Below are 18,267 nucleotides of genomic sequence, written 5' to 3'. Positions count from 1 at the left end.
GCGTGGGGTGACCGCGGACGACGAGGTGCCCTCTAACCTTTCGCATCTCGGCGCGCCGATCGGGCCGATGATCCGCGTCCACGGCGGGTTCGCCAACCGGATGTACCGGCTCGACACCGACCAGGGGTCGTTCGCGGTGAAGGAGTTGAACCTCGTCGACCGCCGCTGGACCTACCACGTCGAGGACGTGTTCAGGTTCGAGCGGGCGGCCTTCGCTGCCGGTATTCCGATGCCAGAGCCGATCTCGGCCAGCCACCACACGCTCGTCCACCGGTGGGTCGAGGGAGAGAAGGTCCCCGAAGCGCCGGTGTCGGCGGCGTACGCGTTCGAGATCGGTGAGATCCTCGCGCGCATCCACGCGCTCGACGTCGAGTGGACCCACGTGTCGATCGAGGACCCGACGTCACGGGACTGGCCCGAGCTCGCCGAGCGGGCGGCGGCGACCGGACAGCCGTGGGCCGACGAGCTCGCCTCCCACGTCGAGACGTTCCTCGCGATCGCCCACTTCGTCGACACCTGCGAACGGCCAGGCCCCGTCGTGCTGACCCACAGGGACATCCAACCGTGGAACCTGCTCGCTCGAGACGGTCGGCCGGTGGTGCTCGACTGGGAGCTCTCGGGGATGCTCGACCTGGCCAGTGAGCTCGGCTCGACCGCGCTGAGCCTCGCGAAGGGACCTGGCTTCGACGACATCGAGCCCACCATCTTCCGCTCGGTCCTCGACGGCTATGTCGCAGAGGGCGGAGCGCTGCCGCCGTCGGGTCCAAGCTGGTTCGTGTTCATGATCGGCGGCTGGCTGGGGCACACAAGGTGGAACATCCTCCGCTGCCTCGCCGGTGTCGAGGCGAGCACAGGCCCTGACCTCGCGCTGTCGCACGAGTCCGTGCACAACGGCGTGCGCGGCCTACCCGACATGTTCGGCCGACTTCCGGAGCTCGAGGCGCTGCTCGTGTGACAGCGACCCGCTTCTGTGCTGGGTGCGCGGCGTAACGCGCACTCCCGGAAGTGGTGGTCGCCGGCCTGCGTCGGACGACGTCGACACACTTCCCGACAGTGGTGAAGACCCTGATCTCACCCGGGTGCTCGGAGAATGTCAACCTCGTATTTGCGACGAGGTTGCTCGCCACCAGAGGGGTCTTCCTATCCGTAAACGACAGTCCGTACGGGACCCGCGACCGCGGATGTCGTGTCGGCGTCGCGGCGGGTCGCCTCACCTCGCCACGCGGTTGACGATGATCTACGAGCACGGAAGGACAGGTCGCCGGCCCTAAGTCGTCACGGACGAACGCGGATGACCGTCTTCCCCTTGACTCGCTCGGTCGGGTTGAAGGCGGCGACGGCGTCGTCGAGGGTCGCGACTTGGCCGATGTTCGCCTTCAGTCGTCCGTCCCGCACGCGCCGGGCGATCTCACCCAGTTGGCGGCGATCAGATTCGACAACGAAGTCGATCGCTAGTCCATCAGCGGGCCGCGCCTCGGGCGGGCCGGCGATGGTCACCAGCGTTCCGCCGGCCCGAACCAGACCCGCGGACCGCTGCCCGATGTCGCCACCGAAGACGTCGAACACCAGATCGACTCCGCCGACGTCTTCCAGGGCGTCGTTGTCGAGGTCGACGAACTCCTGCGTCCCGAAGCTGAGCGCCGGCTGCCGGTGAGCAGCGCGCCCGGTGCCGATGACGTAGGCGCCGGCCTCCCGCGCGAGCTGCGTCACCATCGACCCGACTGCGCCGGCCGCGCCGTGCACGAGGACGCTCTGCCCCGCCCGGAGGCGGCCGTGCTCGAACAGTCCCTGCCACGCGGTCAGACCCGAGATCGGCAGGCTCGCGCCCACCGTGAAATCAACGTCGCCCGGCAGCGGCGCAAGGTTACGCGCCTCGACGGCCACGTACTCCGCCAAAGTGCCGTCGCGAGTCCAGTCCGTGATGCCGAACACCCGCTGCCCCACAGACAGCCCCGTCGTGCCATACCCGAGGGCGCTGACCACCCCGGCCAGCTCGTGCCCGGGGATCGACGGCGTCCGGTCACGGCCGAGGCGATCGGTCCAGTTGGAGGGCCATGACAGCTCACCCGGGGTGAATCCCGACGCATGAACCTCAACGAGGACATCGTTCCCCGCCGCCTCCGGCTCGGGCCGCTCCACCAGCGTCATCCCGGCCATTCCCGCGGCCTGATCCGTCACCACAATCGCCTTCATCCGGCACCTCCCTGTATCCAATTCTCGCCTGTATGACCTTTCGGTTCCCCAGTGTTTGTGGCACCAGATCTCGGCGTCTTACCCACGCTGATCAGTAGCTGTGGTGATCCAAGGCCAACGTCGTTGACAGCTGGTCCAGGTTGCCATCCCCGCCGGGCCCGTCCGCCACTCCTAAGATCATCTCTCCCCGTACGCCACGAGAGCGGGCATCCGGGTCGGTGGGGCTAGGCGCGGCCTGGTGTCGCCGCACGGTGTGGCTCAGACTCCGGGCACGTCGAGAGACAACTGTTCAGCCGTCCGTGAATAGCTTGGCCGACTCGCAGGTGGGCGAGGAGGGCCTCGGTGATGATCTCGGGCTGTTCGTCGTTGGCGAGATGAGCAGACTGCGGTACGACGAGGAGCTGACCGTTCTGCACTGATTCGGCAATCGCCTGAAGGTGGGGGACCGGCGTCGCGGGGTCATCGGCGCCTGCGATGGCCAGAGTCGGGATGCTGATCGAGGGCAGGTCGTCTCGCAGATCCATGGTCGCGATCACCTCTCCCCCTTCCCGGCCTTTCGGCGTGAAGCTGGGGAACCAGGTGAAACGCACCTGGACACGCAACTGTACGGACACCGTACGGGGCCGGTTGTATTCTCGTGAACCCTGCCTCTTATGGACCATAGCGTCCGAATAATGTGTCTTGACGCGCTCCCTGGGTGCCGTCCTTGCGCCAGAATTATTGGCGTATCGCCGCCGAGATGGGATCCGTCTCATTCAGAAAGTGGACTTGACCGACCAGTTCTGCCGCGACTAGGTTCGGGGCGTCTGACCGGGATGCGTCCGCTGGCGACGAACTGTCCGACTTGGACCAGCGGGCGCCGAGTTCCACGGACGTCGAGCCAGTCCCGGGGAACCGGCTTCTGGCAACACAAATCGCCATTCGGTGGGAAGGAACAACTGTCATGAGTGAGAGCTTCGAGGGCCGCAAGGTGGTGGTCGTCGGCGGCAGCAGCGGCATGGGTCTCGCCACAGCCCAGCAGGTGGTCGCCGCGGGCGGCACCGCCGTGATCACGGGCCGAGACCAGGACAAGGTCCGGGCCGCGGTCGAAACGTTGTCGCAGAACGGAAAGGCGTGGGGCATCACCGCGGAGCTGACCGACCGTGACCAGGTCCCCGAGGTCCGAAAGCAGCTCGCCGCCGAGCACGCTGACGCGACTCTGCTCGTCAACGCCGCGGGTTTCTTCATCCCGAAGGCGTTCAGCGAGTACGACGAATCCTTCTACGACTCGTACAACGAACTGAACCGCGCGCTGTTCTTCATCACGCAGACCGTCGTCGCGAGTATGGTCGCCGGGGGCCAGGGTGGCGCCATCGTCAACATCGGCTCGATGTGGGCGCACCAGGGCATTGCGGCGACGCCGCACTCCGGCTATTCCGTGCAGAAGGGCGGCATCCACTCGTTCACCAAGGCGCTCGCGATCGAGCTGGCGCCGCACGGTATCCGGGTCAACGCGGTCGCGCCCGCGGTCGTGAAGACACCCTTGTACCTGGGCTTCGTCCCAGCGAACAAGTTCGATGAAACCGTCGACAGCTTCGACAGCTTCCACCCGCTGGGCCGGGTCGGCAGCCCGGAAGACATCGCGAATGCGGTGTCGTTCCTGCTGTCGGACAAGTCGAGCTGGATGACCGGCGCCATCGTCGACGTCGACGGCGGCATCATGGCGGGCCGCAACTGACCCTCGAAACGTAACGCCGGAATCGCGCCGGCGGGGCTGCGGACGTGACCGTACGCGTCCGCAGACCCCCGCCCGCGGGGAAACCATGCTGTGAACGGAAAATGCTGTGCAGGCGAGGATTGGATACAGGGAGGTGCCGGATGAAGGCGATTGTGGTGACGGATCAGGCCGCGGGGACGGCCGGGATGACGCTGGTGGAGCGGCCTGAGCCGGATGCGGCGAGGCTCGCCAGCCTTGAGGGCGCGAACTACGGCGACGTCGTCGTGGAAGTTCATGCGTCGGGATTTACCGGGAATGAGCTGGAGTGGCCCTCGACCTGGACCGATCGCCTCGGCCGTGACCGGACGCCGTCGATCCCCGGACATGAGCTGGCCGGAGTGGTCACTGCGCTCAGCTATGGAGCGACGGGGCTGTCGGTGGGGCAGCGGGTGTTCGGCCTCACGGACTGGACTCGCGACGGCACGCTCGCGGAGTACGCAGCCGTCGAGGCGCGTAACCTTGCGCCGCTGCCGGGCGACGTTGATTTCACGGTGGGCGCGGGCGTCGCGATGACGGGTCTGACCGCGTGGCAGGGGCTGTTCGAGCACGGTCGCCTCCGGGCGGGGCGGAGCGTCCTCGTGCACGGCGCGGCAGGCGCAGTCGGTTCGATGGTGACGCAGCTCGCGCGGGAGGCCGGCGCCTACGTCATCGGCACCGGGCGCGCTGCTCACCGGCAGCCGGCGCTCGGCTTCGGGGCGCAGGAGTTCGTCGACCTCGAGAACGACGCCCTGGAAGACGTCGGCGGAGTCGATCTGGTGTTCGACGTCTTCGGTGGCGACATCGGGAGGCGGTCCGCGGGTCTGGTTCGGGCTGGCGGAACGTTGGTGACCGTCGCCGGCCCGCCCGAGGCGCGGCCCGCTGATGGCCTGGCGATCGACTTCGTTGTCGTGTCGGATCGTGCCCAACTGGGTGAGATCGCCCGGCGGGTGCGGGACGGACGACTGAGGGCGAACATCGGCCAAGTCGCGACCCTCGACGACGCCGTCGAGGCCTTCAATCCGACCGAGCGGATCCAGGGGAAGACGGTCATCCGCGTTCGTCCGTGAGAACTCGGGGACAGCGGGCGGTCCTGCCCTCCTTGTGGATCGGCGTCAGCCGCGTGGCCAGGTCGGGCGACTCATACCGGCAGACGTCATCGGACTGGTCCGCTACCTGGATGGGCACCGCGCCCGCGGGGGAACTACCGGCAATGTCGGCGAGACCGTGACTCGGCCGACCCGTACGCAGTCGTGCTCGAGGAGGCAGTGATGCGAAAGGTCCTGGTCGTGGGCGGCGGCTATGCCGGCTTCTACACCGCTTGGAAGTTGGAGAAGAAGCTGCGGACCGACGAGGCGTCGGTGACGCTCGTCGATCCGCGGCCATACATGACCTACCAACCGTTCCTGCCCGAGGTGACGGCCGGCTCCATCGAAGCCCGGCACGTCGCAGTCTCGTTGCGCCGGCACCTGCCGCGGACGCACCTGATCGTCGGCAGCGTCGTCCACATCGACCACGCGCACCGGCTGGCCAACGTCCGGCCCGCCGACGGCCCTGAGCAGGAGCTGCCATACGACACCATCGTCATAACCGCCGGAGCAGTGACCCGAACCTTTCCCATCCCGGGTGTCGCCGACGATGCCATCGGGATCAAGTACGTCGAAGAGGCCGTGGCGACCCGCGACCGGCTGCTGACGGCGTTCGAGCGGGCGGCCACGCTCCCGCCCGGCCCGGAGCGGCGCAAGCTGCTGACGGTGACCGTCGTCGGCGGCGGTTTCACCGGCGTCGAGGTCTTCGGCGAGATGCTCTCGCTGGCCACGGCCCTGCTCAAGCACTACGCCGAGCTGAGCGTGGACGAACTCGACTTCCATCTGGTCGAGCTGCGCGACCGGATCCTGCCCGAGGTCGCCGCCGAGCCCGCGCGATGGGTGGTCCGGCACCTGGAGAAGCGCGGGGCCCGGGTCCACCTCGGCGCTAGCCTGGTATCCGCCAAGAACGATCACATCTTGCTGTCGGACGGCACCGAGTACGACAACCACGTGCTCGTCTGGGTCGCCGGCAACCAGAGCAACCCCGTCGTCGCCCGGCACACCGACCTGCCGGTCGACCGTGCCGGCCTGTTCCGGGTCCGCACAGACCTGCGCATCGGCACCCCAGACGCTGCCATCCCGGATGCCTGGGCGGCCGGCGACAACGCTGCTGTCCCCGATCTCGCCTCAGACAGCCCCGGCGGCTCGTTCACCGTCCCCAACGCCCAGCACGCGGTCCGGCAGGGCAAGCGGCTGGCCAAGAACATCGTCGCCGACCTACGAGGCCGGAAGGTGAAGCCGTACAGGCACCACAGTCTCGGCACCGTCGCCACACTCGGCCTCGGCAAGGGGATCTTCCAGTACCGCCGGATCGTCATCAAGGGCCCGCTCGCCTGGCTCATGCACCGCGGTTACCATGTGCTGGCGATCCCGACGTGGGAGCGCAAGGTGCGGGTGGCACTCGTCTGGGCGGCTGCACTGTTCTACGGGCGCGACATCGTGTCGCTGCTGTCGGTGCAGCACCCGCGGGCCGAGTTCATCGCCGCCAGCCTCGGCGCCCGTCAGCGGAGGGAGGCCGGCGAGCCCACCGAGCCCGTGGCAGCGGGCGCACCAGCACACTTTCCCGCCCAGGTGCCTGACCCGCATGAGCTGACCGGCGATCACATCGCCGGCTCCCGGAGTCATCCGGGCTAGAAGGAGGGTGTCCTTCCGGCCGTTCGACAGCGGGACGTCGCCGTTGCGCGACTTCGTGCCTCTCAGGCCTGGCCGTATCGGCGTGTGCTTGTGTTGGGCAACAGTTCAGGACGCGCCGCATGCAGAACCTCAGGTCAGTTGCCGCATTCGATCAACTGTGGCGCTGGCATGAGATAGGGCACGGGCTCGATGTGGCTTTGGCTGATTAGTGTCGGCATCGGGGAGAGTCGTACTGCGTGGCTGGAACCTGATCAACCGCCAACTGTGGGGCGCACCGATAAGCTCTCCCCGTGCCCGAGACACAGAACGAGCTCGACCGCCGCCTGACTGCCCGCGGCGTGGCCACCCGAGCCCGGATTGTCGCAGCCGCCGACGAGTTGATGTCCCTCAAGGGTGCCGCGGCCACCACCCTCGACGAGGTGACCGCAGGGAGCGGGACGAGCAAGTCCCAGTTCTACCGCCATTTCAGTGACAAGAGCGCGTTGGTGCAGGCGGTCATCGCGCTCCGCGGCAGTCGCGTCATGGAGCGAGAGGAGCAGTATCTCCGCCGCGTCGACTCGCTCCGCGGCCTGGACAGATGGCGCCGAGCCGTCATCCAGCGGGTCACGGTGCGCCGAGGCGCACTCGGGTGCGAGCTCGGGTCGCTGTCGACTGAGCTGTCCGATCGGGACGAAGACGCCCGGATCGATCTCGACGCTCATCTGACCGCCTGGATTTCGTTGCTGGCCGACGCCCTGGAGCGAATGCGGGCCAACGGTACCCTCCGACCAGAGGCAGACACGCAGGCACTGGCAACGGGCATCATGGCTGCACTCCAAGGCGGCTATGTCCTCGCTCAGGCGGCCCGCGATCCGGGTCCAATGGAGATCGCGCTCGAGCTGGCAATGGCTTCAGTCCAGGCACAGGCCACCTCGGCGTGAGACGGGAGAGACGACAACGAGGGGTCTAGCATCGAGCGCTACCGGATCGGTATGGAGGCTGCCAGCGCGCTCCCCTCGCTCTGTCAGTGTGAGGCTGCCCTCCAACTCGAAGCCCCCGCCGTCCGTCGCTCCGGTCTCACCCAACATTGTCCCGACCCCATGCCATGATCAACCCTGATATCTCCCCCCAGATTGACCGTTCGCTCGAGTAAGAGACGGCCATCGTGCTGACTCCAACAAATATGCTCGCTCTCTTGAATCTCCCGAAGCCTCTCGCGGGCCGAGTTGCCCTGGTGACAGGCGCCGGGGGTGGGATCGGGCGGGCGATTGCCGAGGAACTGGGGGCAGCTGGTGCAGCGGTCGCCGTTGTCGTGAGGCCGGAGGCTGGCGCCGGCGCCACGGTGAATGCTATTCGGACGGCTGGTGGCCGCGCCGTACAGTTCAGTGCTGACCTGTATGACCTCGGTTCGGTGCCGCCTCTCATCCACGGAATCGAGCGCGAGCTCGGCGAGGTTGACGTCCTGGTGAACAATGCCGCGACAGTCATGCCGCTAGGCCCGGTGACCGGGGTGCGCCAGGAGGCGGTGCTCCGTGCTCTCACCATCAATGTGGACAGCGTGATGACACTGTCGGGTGCCGTGATCCCGGCGATGGGCCGGCGCGGCTGGGGACGGATTACCACTATCTCCGGCGTCTTCGGCAACTTGGCTTCGATACCTGGTGGCAACGTATACGCTACGTGCGTAGCCGCGCTGGAGACATACGCGTCGGTCCCACCACCGAACCGCAAGCGCGATCGAGTAGATCCGTGCTGAAGAAGGTCCTAATTCAGTCGATCTTCTGTCCCGGAAGGTAGCCGGCGTCGGTCAGCGTAGTTCGCAACTTCCGGCGTGCGTCGAACATCACCTTATAGATCGCGTTATGTGTTGCGCCCATCCGGTCTGCCACGACGTCCGTCGGCATCCCATTCAGCAGAGCAACGAAGACGAACCGTTGCTTCTCCGTCAGCTTTTCGTCGACCGCACGGTGCACTGCATCCATCAGATCTCGTCCCTCGGCGTGGGTCTCGGGCTCGAGACCACCTGCTGCCGGCAGACGATCCCAGTCTTCCTCCTCGAACGCGATGCTGGCGCCGCCGCGCTGCCAGAAGTGACGACCGACCTTCGCGGTAACGTCGAAGACGACGAACTTATACGCCCACGTCGTGAACTTGCAGTCCCCGCGGAACGTCTGAACCTTGCGACAGATCGTCAGCAGTGCGTCGGCAGCGGCCTGGTGCGCGATGTCATCCAACTCTGGGCCAGCCAGTCGCAAGCGTGAGGCCCGCCGCGCCACCTCCACCCTCGCCGCTCGGAGCAGAATTTCATGCAGCCTACGACTTGCTGCTTCGCCACGAGCGCCACCGACACTCAATTCGTGAACCCAGGCACGATTCTCTACCGCCACCTCCGTGGAGACTCGCACCTGCGAGCAGGGCTCGAAAGCATCGCCGTCCACAGGATCTCCCCGCGATCAATTGCGCTGAAGTCATCGCTCTCCCGATGACAGTGACCAGGGGCCTGGCACCTCCGTGTCGACCCGGTGAAGCAGTCTACGTGGACGATATCGTCCATAACTGGTCGGGTCCAATCGACTGAACCTGTGGCACAACGTAATGTGTGGCACAACATATCGCTTCGTTATCTCACGATGCCCCTGAGTCTGTACTGATCTATATCGTCCTCTTCTCTGTCTCGGGCATGCGTCGGCAAGACCAGGCGCGCGATCGGCCACCGTCTGTTGTGGCGCAACAGACGCTCAGCGCCTCGGGCCGCTGTCGGCAATCCCACTCCACGCAAGCACCCCGAGTACGAGTCGATCATCGATTCCACGAGGCGGAAGACGGCGCGGGCCAGCTCGATCAGTCAGCCGTCGCCACGATCCAGGATCGTGATCATTGGCCAAGCACCCGGCAAGCGCGCGCAGGATAGCCAGATCCCTTGGAATGATCCAAGCGGAACCAAGCTACGGCAGTGGCTCGGTGTCACTGAGGAGCAGTTCTACGACCCGGACATGCTCGCGCTAATGCCGATGGACTTCTACTACCCGGGCAAAGGTGCCCATGGCGACCTTCCCCCGCGACCTGACTTCGCAACTACGTGGCACCCGCGCATCCTGAAACAACTCACAGAACTGCGCCTGACGATCCTCATCGGAAGCTACGCGCAGAAGCACTACCTCGAGGTCGCTGCCAAGCAGACCTTGACCGAGACGGTACGCGCCTACCATGACTATTTGCCCGAGCGGATTTCACTGGTTCACCCCTCGCCCCTGAACTTCCGATGGCAGTCCAGGAATCCATGGTTTCAGGTAGAGGTGATTCCAGCGCTCCGGCTACTCGTTCAGGCAGCGATCTCAGGATCCAACTGAGGTGCCCTGAGGTTCCCGGACAGCGACCCAACTTCCTCACAACCACGAGGGACTTGACCTGGAGGACTGAGTTTCGGCGACAGGCGCTTGGATGGACCGAGGTAAGAACCTCCCCGGCTGACGGCACTGAACCACAGTACGGTCACCCTGGGCGTGCAAGGAGCTCTGCCAAATGACTATCCTGATGGACGACCAAGACGGCCAAGTTCTCGTCGTCGAGAACTCTGACCTGGCCTATTACGAGCTTCGGCTCGAGGGCGCGGTAGCCGGCACGCTGGACTTCCGAGACATCGAGGGTCGCAGAGTCCTTGGGTTGACCGAGATTCGCCCTGACCTTCGTGGCCGCGGTCTGGCCACGACGTTGATCCACGTTGTTCTTGACGACCTGCTGAGGCAAGGCATCCAGATCAGCAACTACTGCCCCGCGGTCGACCGATTCCTCCGGACGCACTCGGAGTACAACGTGGTGGTCGACCCCGCAAGGCCAGGGATGACAGACAGCCGGACGCTGCACAAGGCAGGTCCAGCTGAATCCGCGTTAGACGCCGCGATGCGCTCGGAACATGCGAGGCTGCGCGATTTGGTCGACGAGTCTCGGGCTGGCGAGACTCCGCTCTCACACCGGAGGCACGACGCCGACTTGTTCTCGGCCTACGCGGCACAGCATTTGGCCGCGGCGACGGAACTCCTCCTCAGACACGCCGGTAGTTGGCCGGCCGACGACGTATCCGCCTACCTGGGCAACATCAAACAGCTCGAAAAATCTCTCCGCGTGCTCAAAGGACGCCAGTACGGTGACAGCCGATACCTCCATCTTCGATTTGGCGAAGTCTGGGAGGTCGTGATCCGGCTGCTGTCAGAGCACGAGGAACTCGAGAATCGCGTGACGGCTCGGATCCAGGACGAGTTCGATCAGGGCATCATCAAGTCCCTGGCCGAAGAGCTCCTCCTGAAGCAGGACAAGTCACCAACTCGTAGCCATCCATCGTCGCCCCACATGGGAGTCATCGGCAACCTCGCACGCCGGCTCTGGCGCATCGCCGATACCACGACGGACGACCTCGAAGGTCGCCTCGTTCCGACGCGCTATCACCGGCACCCCAAACGTGACTCCTCGTTCTCCCATTACCTTCGCGGCACCCCGATCGATGGTGAGGACGCGGCGACATGATCTGACTCCGACGCTGTCGGTCAGCACCGTCAGCTAGCAACGGGCGCGATCGATCACAGGTGCAAGCGCTCCGGGAACAGCAGACCTTCTAGCTCCCTGACGTGCCAGGACAGCCCGATGCGCGCGTAGCTGTCGGGGTCATCGATGCGGGTCTGATCGACGAGTTGCGTGCGCAGGTTCCGCCGACGGTCTCCAGCAAGTCCTACCGCCCCGAGCAGATCGTCAGCGCTGCCTTTCTGGACGCGGTGCGCGATGATCGCCGCGATCGAGCTGCCGTCGTACCGTCTGGCCTGGCCAGTCTTGCCGCGGCCTGCTGGTCGCGCCGTCTTTGATGTCGAGCAGGCGCCCAACGGACAAGTTGGACACCACGACGGCAACTGGCGGAGCGGTCTCGGCTGTCCCGACCGCCGCCGCGACGGTGAACGGACCCGAGGGCGCGAACCTGGATTGGGCGTCGATCGACTGGCGGCAGGTCGAGGAGGACGTACGGCGTCTGCGGCAGAGAATCTTCACGGCATCGCAGGCGGGGGACTTCAAGAAGGTCCGCAATCTGCAGAAGTTGATGCTCCGGTCCCGTTCGAACACGCTGCTGAGCGTGCGGCGGGTCACGGAGATCAACGCAAGACGCGCGACGCCGGGAGTCGACGGGAAGGTGGTACTGCTGCCGCTGTCTAAGGCCGCGCTGGCCCACTGGGTCCAGCACCAAGCCCGACCCCGGACTCCCAAGCCCGTCAAGCGGGTGTTTATCCCAAACCGGGGACGACGAAGAAGCGCGCGGCATTCCCGTGATTGTCGACCGGTGCCTTCAGGCTGTGGCACTGGGCGCACTGGAATCCGAGTGGGAAGCGCGGTTCGAGCCGAAGTCGTACCGCTTCCGGCCCGGCCGCGGCTGTCACGACGCGATCGGAGCCACCTACACCAAGCTGAACGGGAAGAACCCGCAGCGTGTGTGGGTGCTCGACGCGGACCTGACGGCGGCGTTCGACCGCATCGACCACGCCCGGCTGATGGCCGCTCTCGGCACCTTCCCCGCCCGGGGACTGGTCCGGCTGTGGCCGAAGGCTGGGGTCGTGGATCGAGGTCGGTTCGCCCCGATCGAGGAGGGAACTCCCCAGGGCGGGGTGATCAGCCCGTCTACCACAACAAGGCCGAGGGCGGGTTGAACCTCAGCATGGACCAGCCCACCGTCGACGGCCTGGTGGAACGGGGCCAGGGGGGTGCCGCCAAGCTCGTCGATTCCTTCGTGTACTTGAACACTGCGATCACACCGATCGACGAGAAGTCGAGGACACTCGTTGGCCTGGGGGAGCAGAAGAAGCTCCTCGCAAGAGGCGGCATTCCCGTGCTGGTCCAGGGGCCGAGCGATGCTTTGGCGGTTGATCGGTTGAGCCGTCTTACCCGGTGCAGGATGGGGCGGGTGTCGCCGTTGCCGGCACCCGACTATCGGTTGAGCAGAGCAACTTGCTGAGCCACAACGCGTCGTCCGACATCGTGATCGTGGCGACCGATGGAGACACAGCCGGAAGGTCGGCTGCGATCCGATGGCTAGGACCGTTGTCGACGACTGCTCACGCTCACCGCGACCAAAGACCCGGCCGGGCCATGGCCGCAGGCCAGCGAGTTCCTCGGAGCTGAGAAGGGGAGGCGGGCAGTTCCGGACGTTTCCGTCTCCGCGACACGATTCTCGACGCACTTGGGCCTTTCGTCGCGAGTCTCCGGAGCTGCCTGGCAGCGGTGTCGAGACCATCGATTCTCAACACCCCGACGTCGAACGTCGCCGCCGTGTCGTGCTCTCTCCGAGCCGAGCCCCGGAACAGCGCGGTGGTATGGCTACGACGCTGCCTCGCGTATCGTCACCGCCATTCAAGGCCTTGTCGCGCCGGCGCCGCCCTTGCTCGAGCCCGTCCGGGGTGGTGGTCGTCAGCCTTCTGGGTGGCCGTCGTAGGCGCTGATCTTGTAGTCGGTGGTCTCCAGCGCGAGGGCGAGTTCGCGAAGTTTCCGCCTGATGCGGTCGCGCTGATCGAGCATGATCCGCCTCCGTTCGGGGATGGTGCTCGCGCCTTGCTCGACGAGCGCGATGTACAGCTTGAGGTCCTGCATGGTCATGCCGGACACCCGCATCCGCATCAGGAAGACAAGGCGGCGCAAATCGGACGCGGAGTACTCGCGGTACCCGGAGGAGTTGCGGGCGGGCCGCACCAGGCCCTGCTGCTCGTAGTAGCGGAGAGTGTGCGCGGACAGGCCGACGAGGTCGGCGGCCTCGGCGATACTCTTCGGCGCCGCCGAGGCCTCGATGGTGGAGTCGTCCACCAACCCGTGCAGCACATCGACCACGGGCGTGGACGGGTCGTCGCCAATGGCGAGGATGCGTTCGACCAGCGCGTCGGTTGCCATGACTACAGGGTAGGAGGCTCAGAACGCACGCATGGCGGGGGGCATGCCCGGGAAGTCCGCCGACTCACTGACGACGGCCCACCTCCGGACGTCGTCCAGCGCACGCTGATAGACGCGGGCCAGGTTGCGGACCGCTTCGGCCCCGAGCGGCAACCGCAGTGGCGCGTCCGCGGCCTCGAGCACATCGCGGATCGCGGTGGCCGCGCTGTCCGGGTCGCCTTCCTGAATGCCGTCGGCCTCGGCCATGTTCGCACGCACCGCACCGATCACCCCGTCGTAGGCCGTGTCCTGTTCCGCGGCGCGGAGCACGCCGGTCGCGTTGAACTCGGTCCGGAAACGGCTGGGTTCCACGATCAGCACCCGGATGCCGAACGGCGCGACCTCGCCCGCGAGGGCCTCGGACCAGCCTTCCAGCGCGAACTTGCCGGCCGAGTAACTGCCGACCGCAGGGAACGACATCCGCCCGCCCTGGCTGCTCATCTGCACGATCGCACCCGAGCCGCTCTCCCGCATGTGCGGCAGAACCGCCCGCACGTAGGCCGCCGGCCCGAACAAGTGCTGTTCGAGCATGTCCCGCAACTCGCCGTCGGTCACCTCCTCGGCAGCCCCAACCTGCCCGGCGCCGGCGTTGTTGACCAGCACGTCGACCCGCCCGAACACGTCCACCGTGCGCTGCACGACTTCGGCAGCCGCAGAGGTGTCCCGGACGTCGTGACCGACCGCCAGCAGCCGTTCCCCGTACCGGGCTCTTAAGGCATCGAACCGGCCGACTTGCCGCGCCGTCCCGACCACCCGCTCCCCGGCCCGCAGCGCCGCCTCGGCCAGCGCCAGACCGAGGCCCGAACTCGCGCCGGTGATGATCCATGTCCTTGTCTCGCCTGTGGTGTTCATGACCCTGACGCTATGGATTCGAGTGCGCTCGAATGCAAGCGGAACAGGGATCCGCCAGGCCGCGCCGCCGCTGGACGAGCGTGCCGTGTGCGTCAGGGACGCGGGATGAGCAGCGGGCCGGCTCGCTTGATCCAGCGCGCGACGATCTCTGTACTGGACGCGGTGCACGCCGGGGAGGGCGCTGATGCGGTCGGTGAGGTACCGGTGCAGATCGGTGGTGTCGGCGAGTTCGAGGATCGCCAGGACGCCGGTGGTTCCGGTGGTCGTCGAGGCGAACGCGACCTCGGCGTGAGAACCCAGGGCACTCGCGATGTCCTCCGGCTTCGGGCGGTCGACGCGCGGTTCCCTGCGATATGGGCAGTTATCACCGGGAGAAGCACGGGAGTTGCATCTAATGCAGAGACTCCCGTCTGGTCGCGATTTCGGCATCGTTGCAGGTCAGGGCCCACATCGGTGGCGCGCCGCGGGATGGTGTGCGTGTCGTTGCTCCGGGCAAGTGGCCAGGTGGGCGTAGGTTTCCTGCGTTTAATGCAGGCTTCCACGTTCAGGAGTGGTCGGTGGATGGTGTTCCGGGCTTCGTCCCTCGGTTGTTGCGCGACCCTGGCGTCACGCTGTTCCGCGCTGACGATCGGGTTTTCGAGGCGATGGTCGACGGCTGGCGTACGCAGATGCTCGCTCGGGGGCTGGACAGCCGCCCACGACCAGCACGAGCACCCACGAACCCCGCCACACCAGGAGCCGCACCAGCGAAAACCAAGATGGTGGATCTTCAGTGAAGATCCGACTGGATCTCGGTCAGTCGATGCCTTCGACGATGCGGAAGTCGCGCTCGACGCCGTCGGAGAGGGCGACCAGCGCCTCCTGGTAGGCCGCACTCTCGCGCGCCGCGACGGCCTGCTCGAAGTTGTCGAACTCGATCAGGACGGTGCGCTCGGCGATTCCGGCGTCATGCGCCACGACCCGACCGCCACGGGCGAGGACCCGCCCGCCCCCGGCCTTCACGGCCGGACCGGCCAGCTTGTTGTAAGCAGCCAGCTTCTCAGGGTCTGAAATGGTGCGGTAGACGCTGACCCAGTAGCCCTTGGGCATGGAACCTCCAGTGTTGGGATGAGTGCATCTGACTTACGGGTTGGTCTCGGACGAGCGTCGGCGGGCGAGAGCGAGGCTTGTCAGCGTCGTGATCGCCATGGCGCCGATGCCGACCAGCGCCGCGGTGGTGTAGGCGCTGTCGTCGGGGAAGAGGTGGCCGGGGCCGGTGCCCGCGGCGAGGATCAGGCCGCCGATGGCGCTGCCCAGGGAGTACCCGACGCGGAGCTCAGGTTGCGGCTGAGTGAAGAAGCTGACGCACAGCTGGGCGACCCTCCTCGTCGAGACGGATGACAAGATGCCGGTTCCACCGTTCGTCGGTACGGGGGTGGTCGGAGCGCCAGTGACACCCGCGGCTGTCCTCCCGGGTGATCGCTGCTGCGACGACCGTTCGCGCCACCGTCGCCAGGGGGCCGTCTCCCGCCGACTCGAGCTCGTCGAGGGCGGTCTGCAATCCGGCGCCGTCGCGGCGGATACCGGCGTGTTCAGTCAGGATCGCCCGGATCCTGTCCGGTTCGCGGTCCTCGCCCAAGGTCAGCCAACTGGGCTGCCCGTACGACTCCGCGGGCAGGTCGAGGGTCAGAGCCGTGGCGACGCGCCGCCCGAAGACCAGGCCTTCGAGCAGGCTGTTGGATGCCAGTCTGTTGGCTCCGTGGACGCCACCGCCCGCGGCCTCGCCGACGGCGTAGAGACCCGGCACATCGGTTGCGCCGTCGCGGTTCGTCCGGATTCCGCCGCACAGGAAGTGTTCGGCCGGGGCTACCGGGATCGGCTCGCTCAGCATGTCGACGCCGATTCGCCGGCAGGACGCCAGGACGGTCGGGAACCGCCGGCGGATGGTGTCCTCCGGGATCGACCGGGCGTCCAGCCACACGTGCTCGCACCCGTCGCGCCGCATCGTCGACTCGATGGCCCGGGCAACGATGTCCCGCGGAGCGAGGTCGGCACGCGGGTGCACGTCGGTCATGATCCTGCGGCCGCGCAAGTCACGGAGTACGGCGCCTTCACCGCGGACGGCCTCGGTGACCAAGGGGAGCTGACCTGTGCTGTCGCCGGTGAAGAGTGCGGTCGGATGGAACTGTACGAACTCCATGTCGACCAGCGACGCCCCGGCCTGCAGCGCCAAGGCGATGCCGTCGCCGCGGACGGTCGACGGATTCGTGCTGGCCAGGTAGGCGTTGCCGATCCCGCCGGTGGCCAGCACGACGGCGCGAGCGTCGATCTGGCTGACGTCCGCGTCCTCCTCGACGAGTACGCCGGCGATGTGTCCGGAGCCCGACTTGATCAGGCCGACGGCCCGTCCTGTCACCGTCCGGACGCCGGCGAGCTGCACTGCCTGGTGGAGCGCGCGATGAACTTCGGCGCCGCTGGCATCGCCGCCGGCATGGACAACCCGGTGGCGGTCGTGGCCACCTTCGAGGGTTCTCGACAGTGAACCGTCGCTGTCGCGGTCGAAACGAGCGCCCAGGGCGATCAGTTCGGCCAGGCGCTGTGGACCTTCCTCGACGAGTGCGCGGACATTGCGCGGGTCGCAGAATCCTGCGCCGGCGATCTCGGTGTCGTGGGCGTGGTCGAACGGGTCGTCGTCGCCGTACGCGGCGGCGATCCCGCCCTGTGCCCACGGTGTACTCCCGGAACCGGCACTGACAAGGAGTATGTTCCGGGTCGCCGCGAGGCCCAGCGCGGCCGACAGGCCGGCCGCACCGCTGCCGATGACGACGATGTCGGCGGATCGTCTCACCGAGCACCACCGGGTCTGCCGATGGCAACCATCCGCTCAACCGACTGCCGGGCACGCTCGGCCACCTCGAATGGCACCTCCACCTCGTCGCGGCCCTCGCGGAGGCACCGCAGCAGCAGTTCGGGCGTGATCATCTTCATGAAGCGGCACGAGGCCTTCGGGTTCACCGGCCGGAAAGTCGTACGCTGGTTGACCTTGCGCAACTGATGGAGCATGCCGATCTCCGTCGCGATCAGCGCCGTCTTCGCCGTCATGTCGCGAGCGGCGCCGAGCATCCCGGAGGTGGAGAGAATCCGGGTCCGGTCCGCGGGCAGATCACCGACGCCGGCGAGCCAGATCGCCGAGGAAGCGCAGCCGCACTCCGGATGCACCAGAACCTCCGCCGTCGGATCGGCCGCCACCTGAGCCCGCAGATCGGCCGCACTGATCCCGGCGTGGACGTGGCATTCACCCATCCACACGTGGATGTTGTCGCGCCCCGTCTGCCGTCGCACGTGGTTGCCGAGGAACTGGTCGGGCAGGAACAGGATCGGCTGGTCCGCCGGGATCGACTCCACCACGTCCACAGCATTCGACGACGTGCAGCACACGTCGGCTTCCGCCTTGACCGCGGCGCTCGTGTTGACATAGGCAACCACCGCAGCCCCGGGATGCTCGGCCTTCCAGCTCCGCAGCTGATCGGCGTCGATCGTGTCGGCCAGCGAACACCCGGCCTGGGCCGTGGGGATCAGCACGGTCTTGTTCGGGCTGAGGAGCTTCGCGGTCTCGGCCATGAAGTGCACGCCGCAGAAGACGATGGTCGATGCGTCGGTGCTGGCGGCGAGCCGCGACAGTTCGAGCGAGTCGCCGACGTGATCGGCCACATCCTGGATCGCGGGGTCCTGATAGTTGTGGGCAAGGACGACCGCGTCCCGCTCGCGGGCCAGGCGTCGCACCTCTCCCGACCAGGTCGTCGCAGTGCTCTGGGCAACGGACATTGCCTGTTCCCTTCCCTTGGGTGGTTTTCG

21 protein-coding genes and 2 pseudogenes are annotated in these 18,267 nt (G+C 66.7%); 12 read left to right on the top strand and 11 right to left on the bottom strand.

The features are described from left to right. Positions 1-7 precede the first annotated feature (7 nt). Positions 8-955: a phosphotransferase family protein gene (locus tag EV648_RS38180; protein WP_199235051.1), complete on the top strand. Its 948-nt coding sequence runs from the start codon at positions 8-10 to the stop codon at positions 953-955. A 320-nt stretch (positions 956-1,275) separates the two neighbouring features. Here EV648_RS38180 and EV648_RS38175 read toward each other — a convergent pair whose 3' ends face one another. Further along, the gene (locus tag EV648_RS38175; protein ID WP_132300641.1) at positions 1,276-2,193 is read right to left on the bottom strand and encodes an NADP-dependent oxidoreductase; all 918 of its coding nucleotides are present in this window, start codon (positions 2,191-2,193) and stop codon (positions 1,276-1,278) included. A gap of 224 nt (positions 2,194-2,417) precedes the next feature. Further along, the gene (locus EV648_RS45415) at positions 2,418-2,717 is read right to left on the bottom strand and encodes an alpha/beta fold hydrolase (protein ID WP_370452763.1); all 300 of its coding nucleotides are present in this window, start codon (positions 2,715-2,717) and stop codon (positions 2,418-2,420) included. A 419-nt stretch (positions 2,718-3,136) separates the two neighbouring features. On the opposite strand from EV648_RS45415, the gene EV648_RS38165 reads away from it, so the two are divergent. From EV648_RS38165 to EV648_RS38145, 5 genes are all read left to right on the top strand, one after another. Beyond that, the gene (locus EV648_RS38165) at positions 3,137-3,910 is read left to right on the top strand and encodes an SDR family NAD(P)-dependent oxidoreductase (RefSeq protein WP_132300639.1); all 774 of its coding nucleotides are present in this window, start codon (positions 3,137-3,139) and stop codon (positions 3,908-3,910) included. A gap of 140 nt (positions 3,911-4,050) precedes the next feature. After that, positions 4,051-4,995, top strand: coding sequence for an NADP-dependent oxidoreductase (locus EV648_RS38160; protein ID WP_132300637.1), 945 nt, complete (start codon positions 4,051-4,053; stop codon positions 4,993-4,995). Positions 4,996-5,196: 201 nt separating this feature from the next. Beyond that, complete coding sequence (locus EV648_RS38155) at positions 5,197-6,648, top strand: NAD(P)/FAD-dependent oxidoreductase (protein ID WP_132300635.1); 1,452 nt, start codon at positions 5,197-5,199, stop codon at positions 6,646-6,648. A gap of 290 nt (positions 6,649-6,938) precedes the next feature. Further along, positions 6,939-7,568, top strand: a complete 630-nt coding sequence (locus EV648_RS38150) for a TetR/AcrR family transcriptional regulator (protein WP_199235050.1) — start codon at positions 6,939-6,941, stop codon at positions 7,566-7,568. A gap of 254 nt (positions 7,569-7,822) precedes the next feature. Next, positions 7,823-8,383 carry an SDR family NAD(P)-dependent oxidoreductase gene (locus tag EV648_RS38145; RefSeq protein ID WP_158294185.1) on the top strand — a complete coding sequence of 187 codons (561 nt, stop codon included), beginning with the start codon at positions 7,823-7,825 and terminating at the stop codon, positions 8,381-8,383. A 13-nt stretch (positions 8,384-8,396) separates the two neighbouring features. Here the strand turns inward: EV648_RS38145 and EV648_RS38140 are convergent, their stop codons facing one another. After that, positions 8,397-9,065: a sigma-70 family RNA polymerase sigma factor gene (locus EV648_RS38140; protein ID WP_199235049.1), complete on the bottom strand. Its 669-nt coding sequence runs from the start codon at positions 9,063-9,065 to the stop codon at positions 8,397-8,399. Between the two features lie 282 nt (positions 9,066-9,347). Here EV648_RS38140 and EV648_RS38135 point away from each other — a divergent pair, with 282 nt between their 5' ends. After that, complete coding sequence (locus tag EV648_RS38135) at positions 9,348-9,977, top strand: uracil-DNA glycosylase family protein (protein WP_255512889.1); 630 nt, start codon at positions 9,348-9,350, stop codon at positions 9,975-9,977. A 172-nt stretch (positions 9,978-10,149) separates the two neighbouring features. Continuing rightward, on the top strand, positions 10,150-11,148 hold the full coding sequence (locus EV648_RS38130) for a GNAT family N-acetyltransferase (RefSeq protein ID WP_132300629.1): 999 nt from the start codon (positions 10,150-10,152) through the stop codon (positions 11,146-11,148). A gap of 53 nt (positions 11,149-11,201) precedes the next feature. Here EV648_RS38130 and EV648_RS43530 read toward each other — a convergent pair whose 3' ends face one another. Continuing rightward, complete coding sequence (locus EV648_RS43530; RefSeq protein WP_199235048.1) at positions 11,202-11,498, bottom strand: hypothetical protein; 297 nt, start codon at positions 11,496-11,498, stop codon at positions 11,202-11,204. On the opposite strand from EV648_RS43530, the pseudogene EV648_RS45410 reads away from it, so the two are divergent. The 4 genes and pseudogenes from EV648_RS45410 to EV648_RS45405 form a co-directional block, all read left to right on the top strand. After that, positions 11,480-11,824, top strand: a pseudogene (locus EV648_RS45410) (reverse transcriptase N-terminal domain-containing protein); the annotation flags it as partial. The gene EV648_RS43530 and the pseudogene EV648_RS45410 sit on opposite strands and share 19 nt — an antisense overlap. A 109-nt stretch (positions 11,825-11,933) precedes the next feature. Then, positions 11,934-12,311, top strand: coding sequence for a reverse transcriptase/maturase family protein (locus tag EV648_RS43520; RefSeq protein ID WP_255512888.1), 378 nt, complete (start codon positions 11,934-11,936; stop codon positions 12,309-12,311). An 8-nt stretch (positions 12,312-12,319) separates the two neighbouring features. Then, complete coding sequence (locus tag EV648_RS43515; RefSeq protein ID WP_199235061.1) at positions 12,320-12,616, top strand: hypothetical protein; 297 nt, start codon at positions 12,320-12,322, stop codon at positions 12,614-12,616. Then, a complete protein-coding gene (locus tag EV648_RS45405; RefSeq protein WP_132300625.1) occupies positions 12,550-12,783 on the top strand; it encodes a toprim domain-containing protein in 234 nt (77 codons plus the stop codon). The genes EV648_RS43515 and EV648_RS45405 overlap by 67 nt, the downstream gene beginning before the upstream one ends. Positions 12,784-13,068: 285 nt before the next feature. Here the strand turns inward: EV648_RS45405 and EV648_RS38110 are convergent, their stop codons facing one another. The 7 genes and pseudogenes from EV648_RS38110 to nadA form a co-directional block, all read right to left on the bottom strand. Next, entirely contained in the window at positions 13,069-13,542 is a 474-nt protein-coding gene (locus EV648_RS38110) for a MerR family transcriptional regulator (protein ID WP_132300623.1), read from the bottom strand. Positions 13,543-13,560: 18 nt separating this feature from the next. After that, positions 13,561-14,433: an SDR family NAD(P)-dependent oxidoreductase gene (locus tag EV648_RS38105; RefSeq protein ID WP_241996019.1), complete on the bottom strand. Its 873-nt coding sequence runs from the start codon at positions 14,431-14,433 to the stop codon at positions 13,561-13,563. Positions 14,434-14,598: 165 nt separating this feature from the next. Beyond that, positions 14,599-14,862 (bottom strand): annotated as a pseudogene (locus tag EV648_RS45400) (Lrp/AsnC ligand binding domain-containing protein); the annotation flags it as partial. A 366-nt stretch (positions 14,863-15,228) separates the two neighbouring features. Continuing rightward, positions 15,229-15,522, bottom strand: coding sequence for a DUF1330 domain-containing protein (locus EV648_RS38095; RefSeq protein ID WP_132300619.1), 294 nt, complete (start codon positions 15,520-15,522; stop codon positions 15,229-15,231). Positions 15,523-15,555: 33 nt separating this feature from the next. Continuing rightward, positions 15,556-15,816: a hypothetical protein gene (locus EV648_RS38090; protein ID WP_199235046.1), complete on the bottom strand. Its 261-nt coding sequence runs from the start codon at positions 15,814-15,816 to the stop codon at positions 15,556-15,558. Then, a complete protein-coding gene (gene nadB / locus EV648_RS38085; RefSeq protein ID WP_132300617.1) occupies positions 15,749-17,260 on the bottom strand; it encodes an L-aspartate oxidase in 1,512 nt (503 codons plus the stop codon). The genes EV648_RS38090 and nadB overlap by 68 nt, the downstream gene beginning before the upstream one ends. Then, positions 17,257-18,237: a quinolinate synthase NadA gene (gene nadA, locus EV648_RS38080; protein ID WP_132300615.1), complete on the bottom strand. Its 981-nt coding sequence runs from the start codon at positions 18,235-18,237 to the stop codon at positions 17,257-17,259. The genes nadB and nadA overlap by 4 nt, the downstream gene beginning before the upstream one ends. Positions 18,238-18,267 lie beyond the last annotated feature (30 nt).

This window comes from Kribbella sp. VKM Ac-2568 (assembly GCF_004345365.1).
In the GTDB taxonomy this organism is placed as follows: domain Bacteria; phylum Actinomycetota; class Actinomycetes; order Propionibacteriales; family Kribbellaceae; genus Kribbella; species Kribbella orskensis.
The sequence above is the reverse complement of the archived record's forward strand: the minus strand, read 5'-3'. Positions and strand labels throughout refer to the sequence as shown.

Bases quoted from the DNA above. Each gene is read 5' to 3' on its own strand.
- EV648_RS38175 (WP_132300641.1), bottom strand. From the start codon at position 2,193: ATGAAGGCGATTGTGGTGACGGATCAGGCCGCGGGAATGGCCGGGATG.
- EV648_RS45415 (WP_370452763.1), bottom strand. From the start codon at position 2,717: ATGGATCTGCGAGACGACCTGCCCTCGATCAGCATCCCGACTCTGGCC.
- EV648_RS38165 (WP_132300639.1), top strand. From the start codon at position 3,137: ATGAGTGAGAGCTTCGAGGGCCGCAAGGTGGTGGTCGTCGGCGGCAGC.
- EV648_RS38160 (WP_132300637.1), top strand. From the start codon at position 4,051: ATGAAGGCGATTGTGGTGACGGATCAGGCCGCGGGGACGGCCGGGATG.
- EV648_RS38155 (WP_132300635.1), top strand. From the start codon at position 5,197: ATGCGAAAGGTCCTGGTCGTGGGCGGCGGCTATGCCGGCTTCTACACC.
- EV648_RS38130 (WP_132300629.1), top strand. From the start codon at position 10,150: ATGACTATCCTGATGGACGACCAAGACGGCCAAGTTCTCGTCGTCGAG.
- EV648_RS43515 (WP_199235061.1), top strand. From the start codon at position 12,320: ATGGACCAGCCCACCGTCGACGGCCTGGTGGAACGGGGCCAGGGGGGT.
- EV648_RS38110 (WP_132300623.1), bottom strand. From the start codon at position 13,542: ATGGCAACCGACGCGCTGGTCGAACGCATCCTCGCCATTGGCGACGAC.
- EV648_RS38105 (WP_241996019.1), bottom strand. From the start codon at position 14,433: ATGAACACCACAGGCGAGACAAGGACATGGATCATCACCGGCGCGAGT.
- EV648_RS38095 (WP_132300619.1), bottom strand. From the start codon at position 15,522: ATGCCCAAGGGCTACTGGGTCAGCGTCTACCGCACCATTTCAGACCCT.
- nadA (WP_132300615.1), bottom strand. From the start codon at position 18,237: ATGTCCGTTGCCCAGAGCACTGCGACGACCTGGTCGGGAGAGGTGCGA.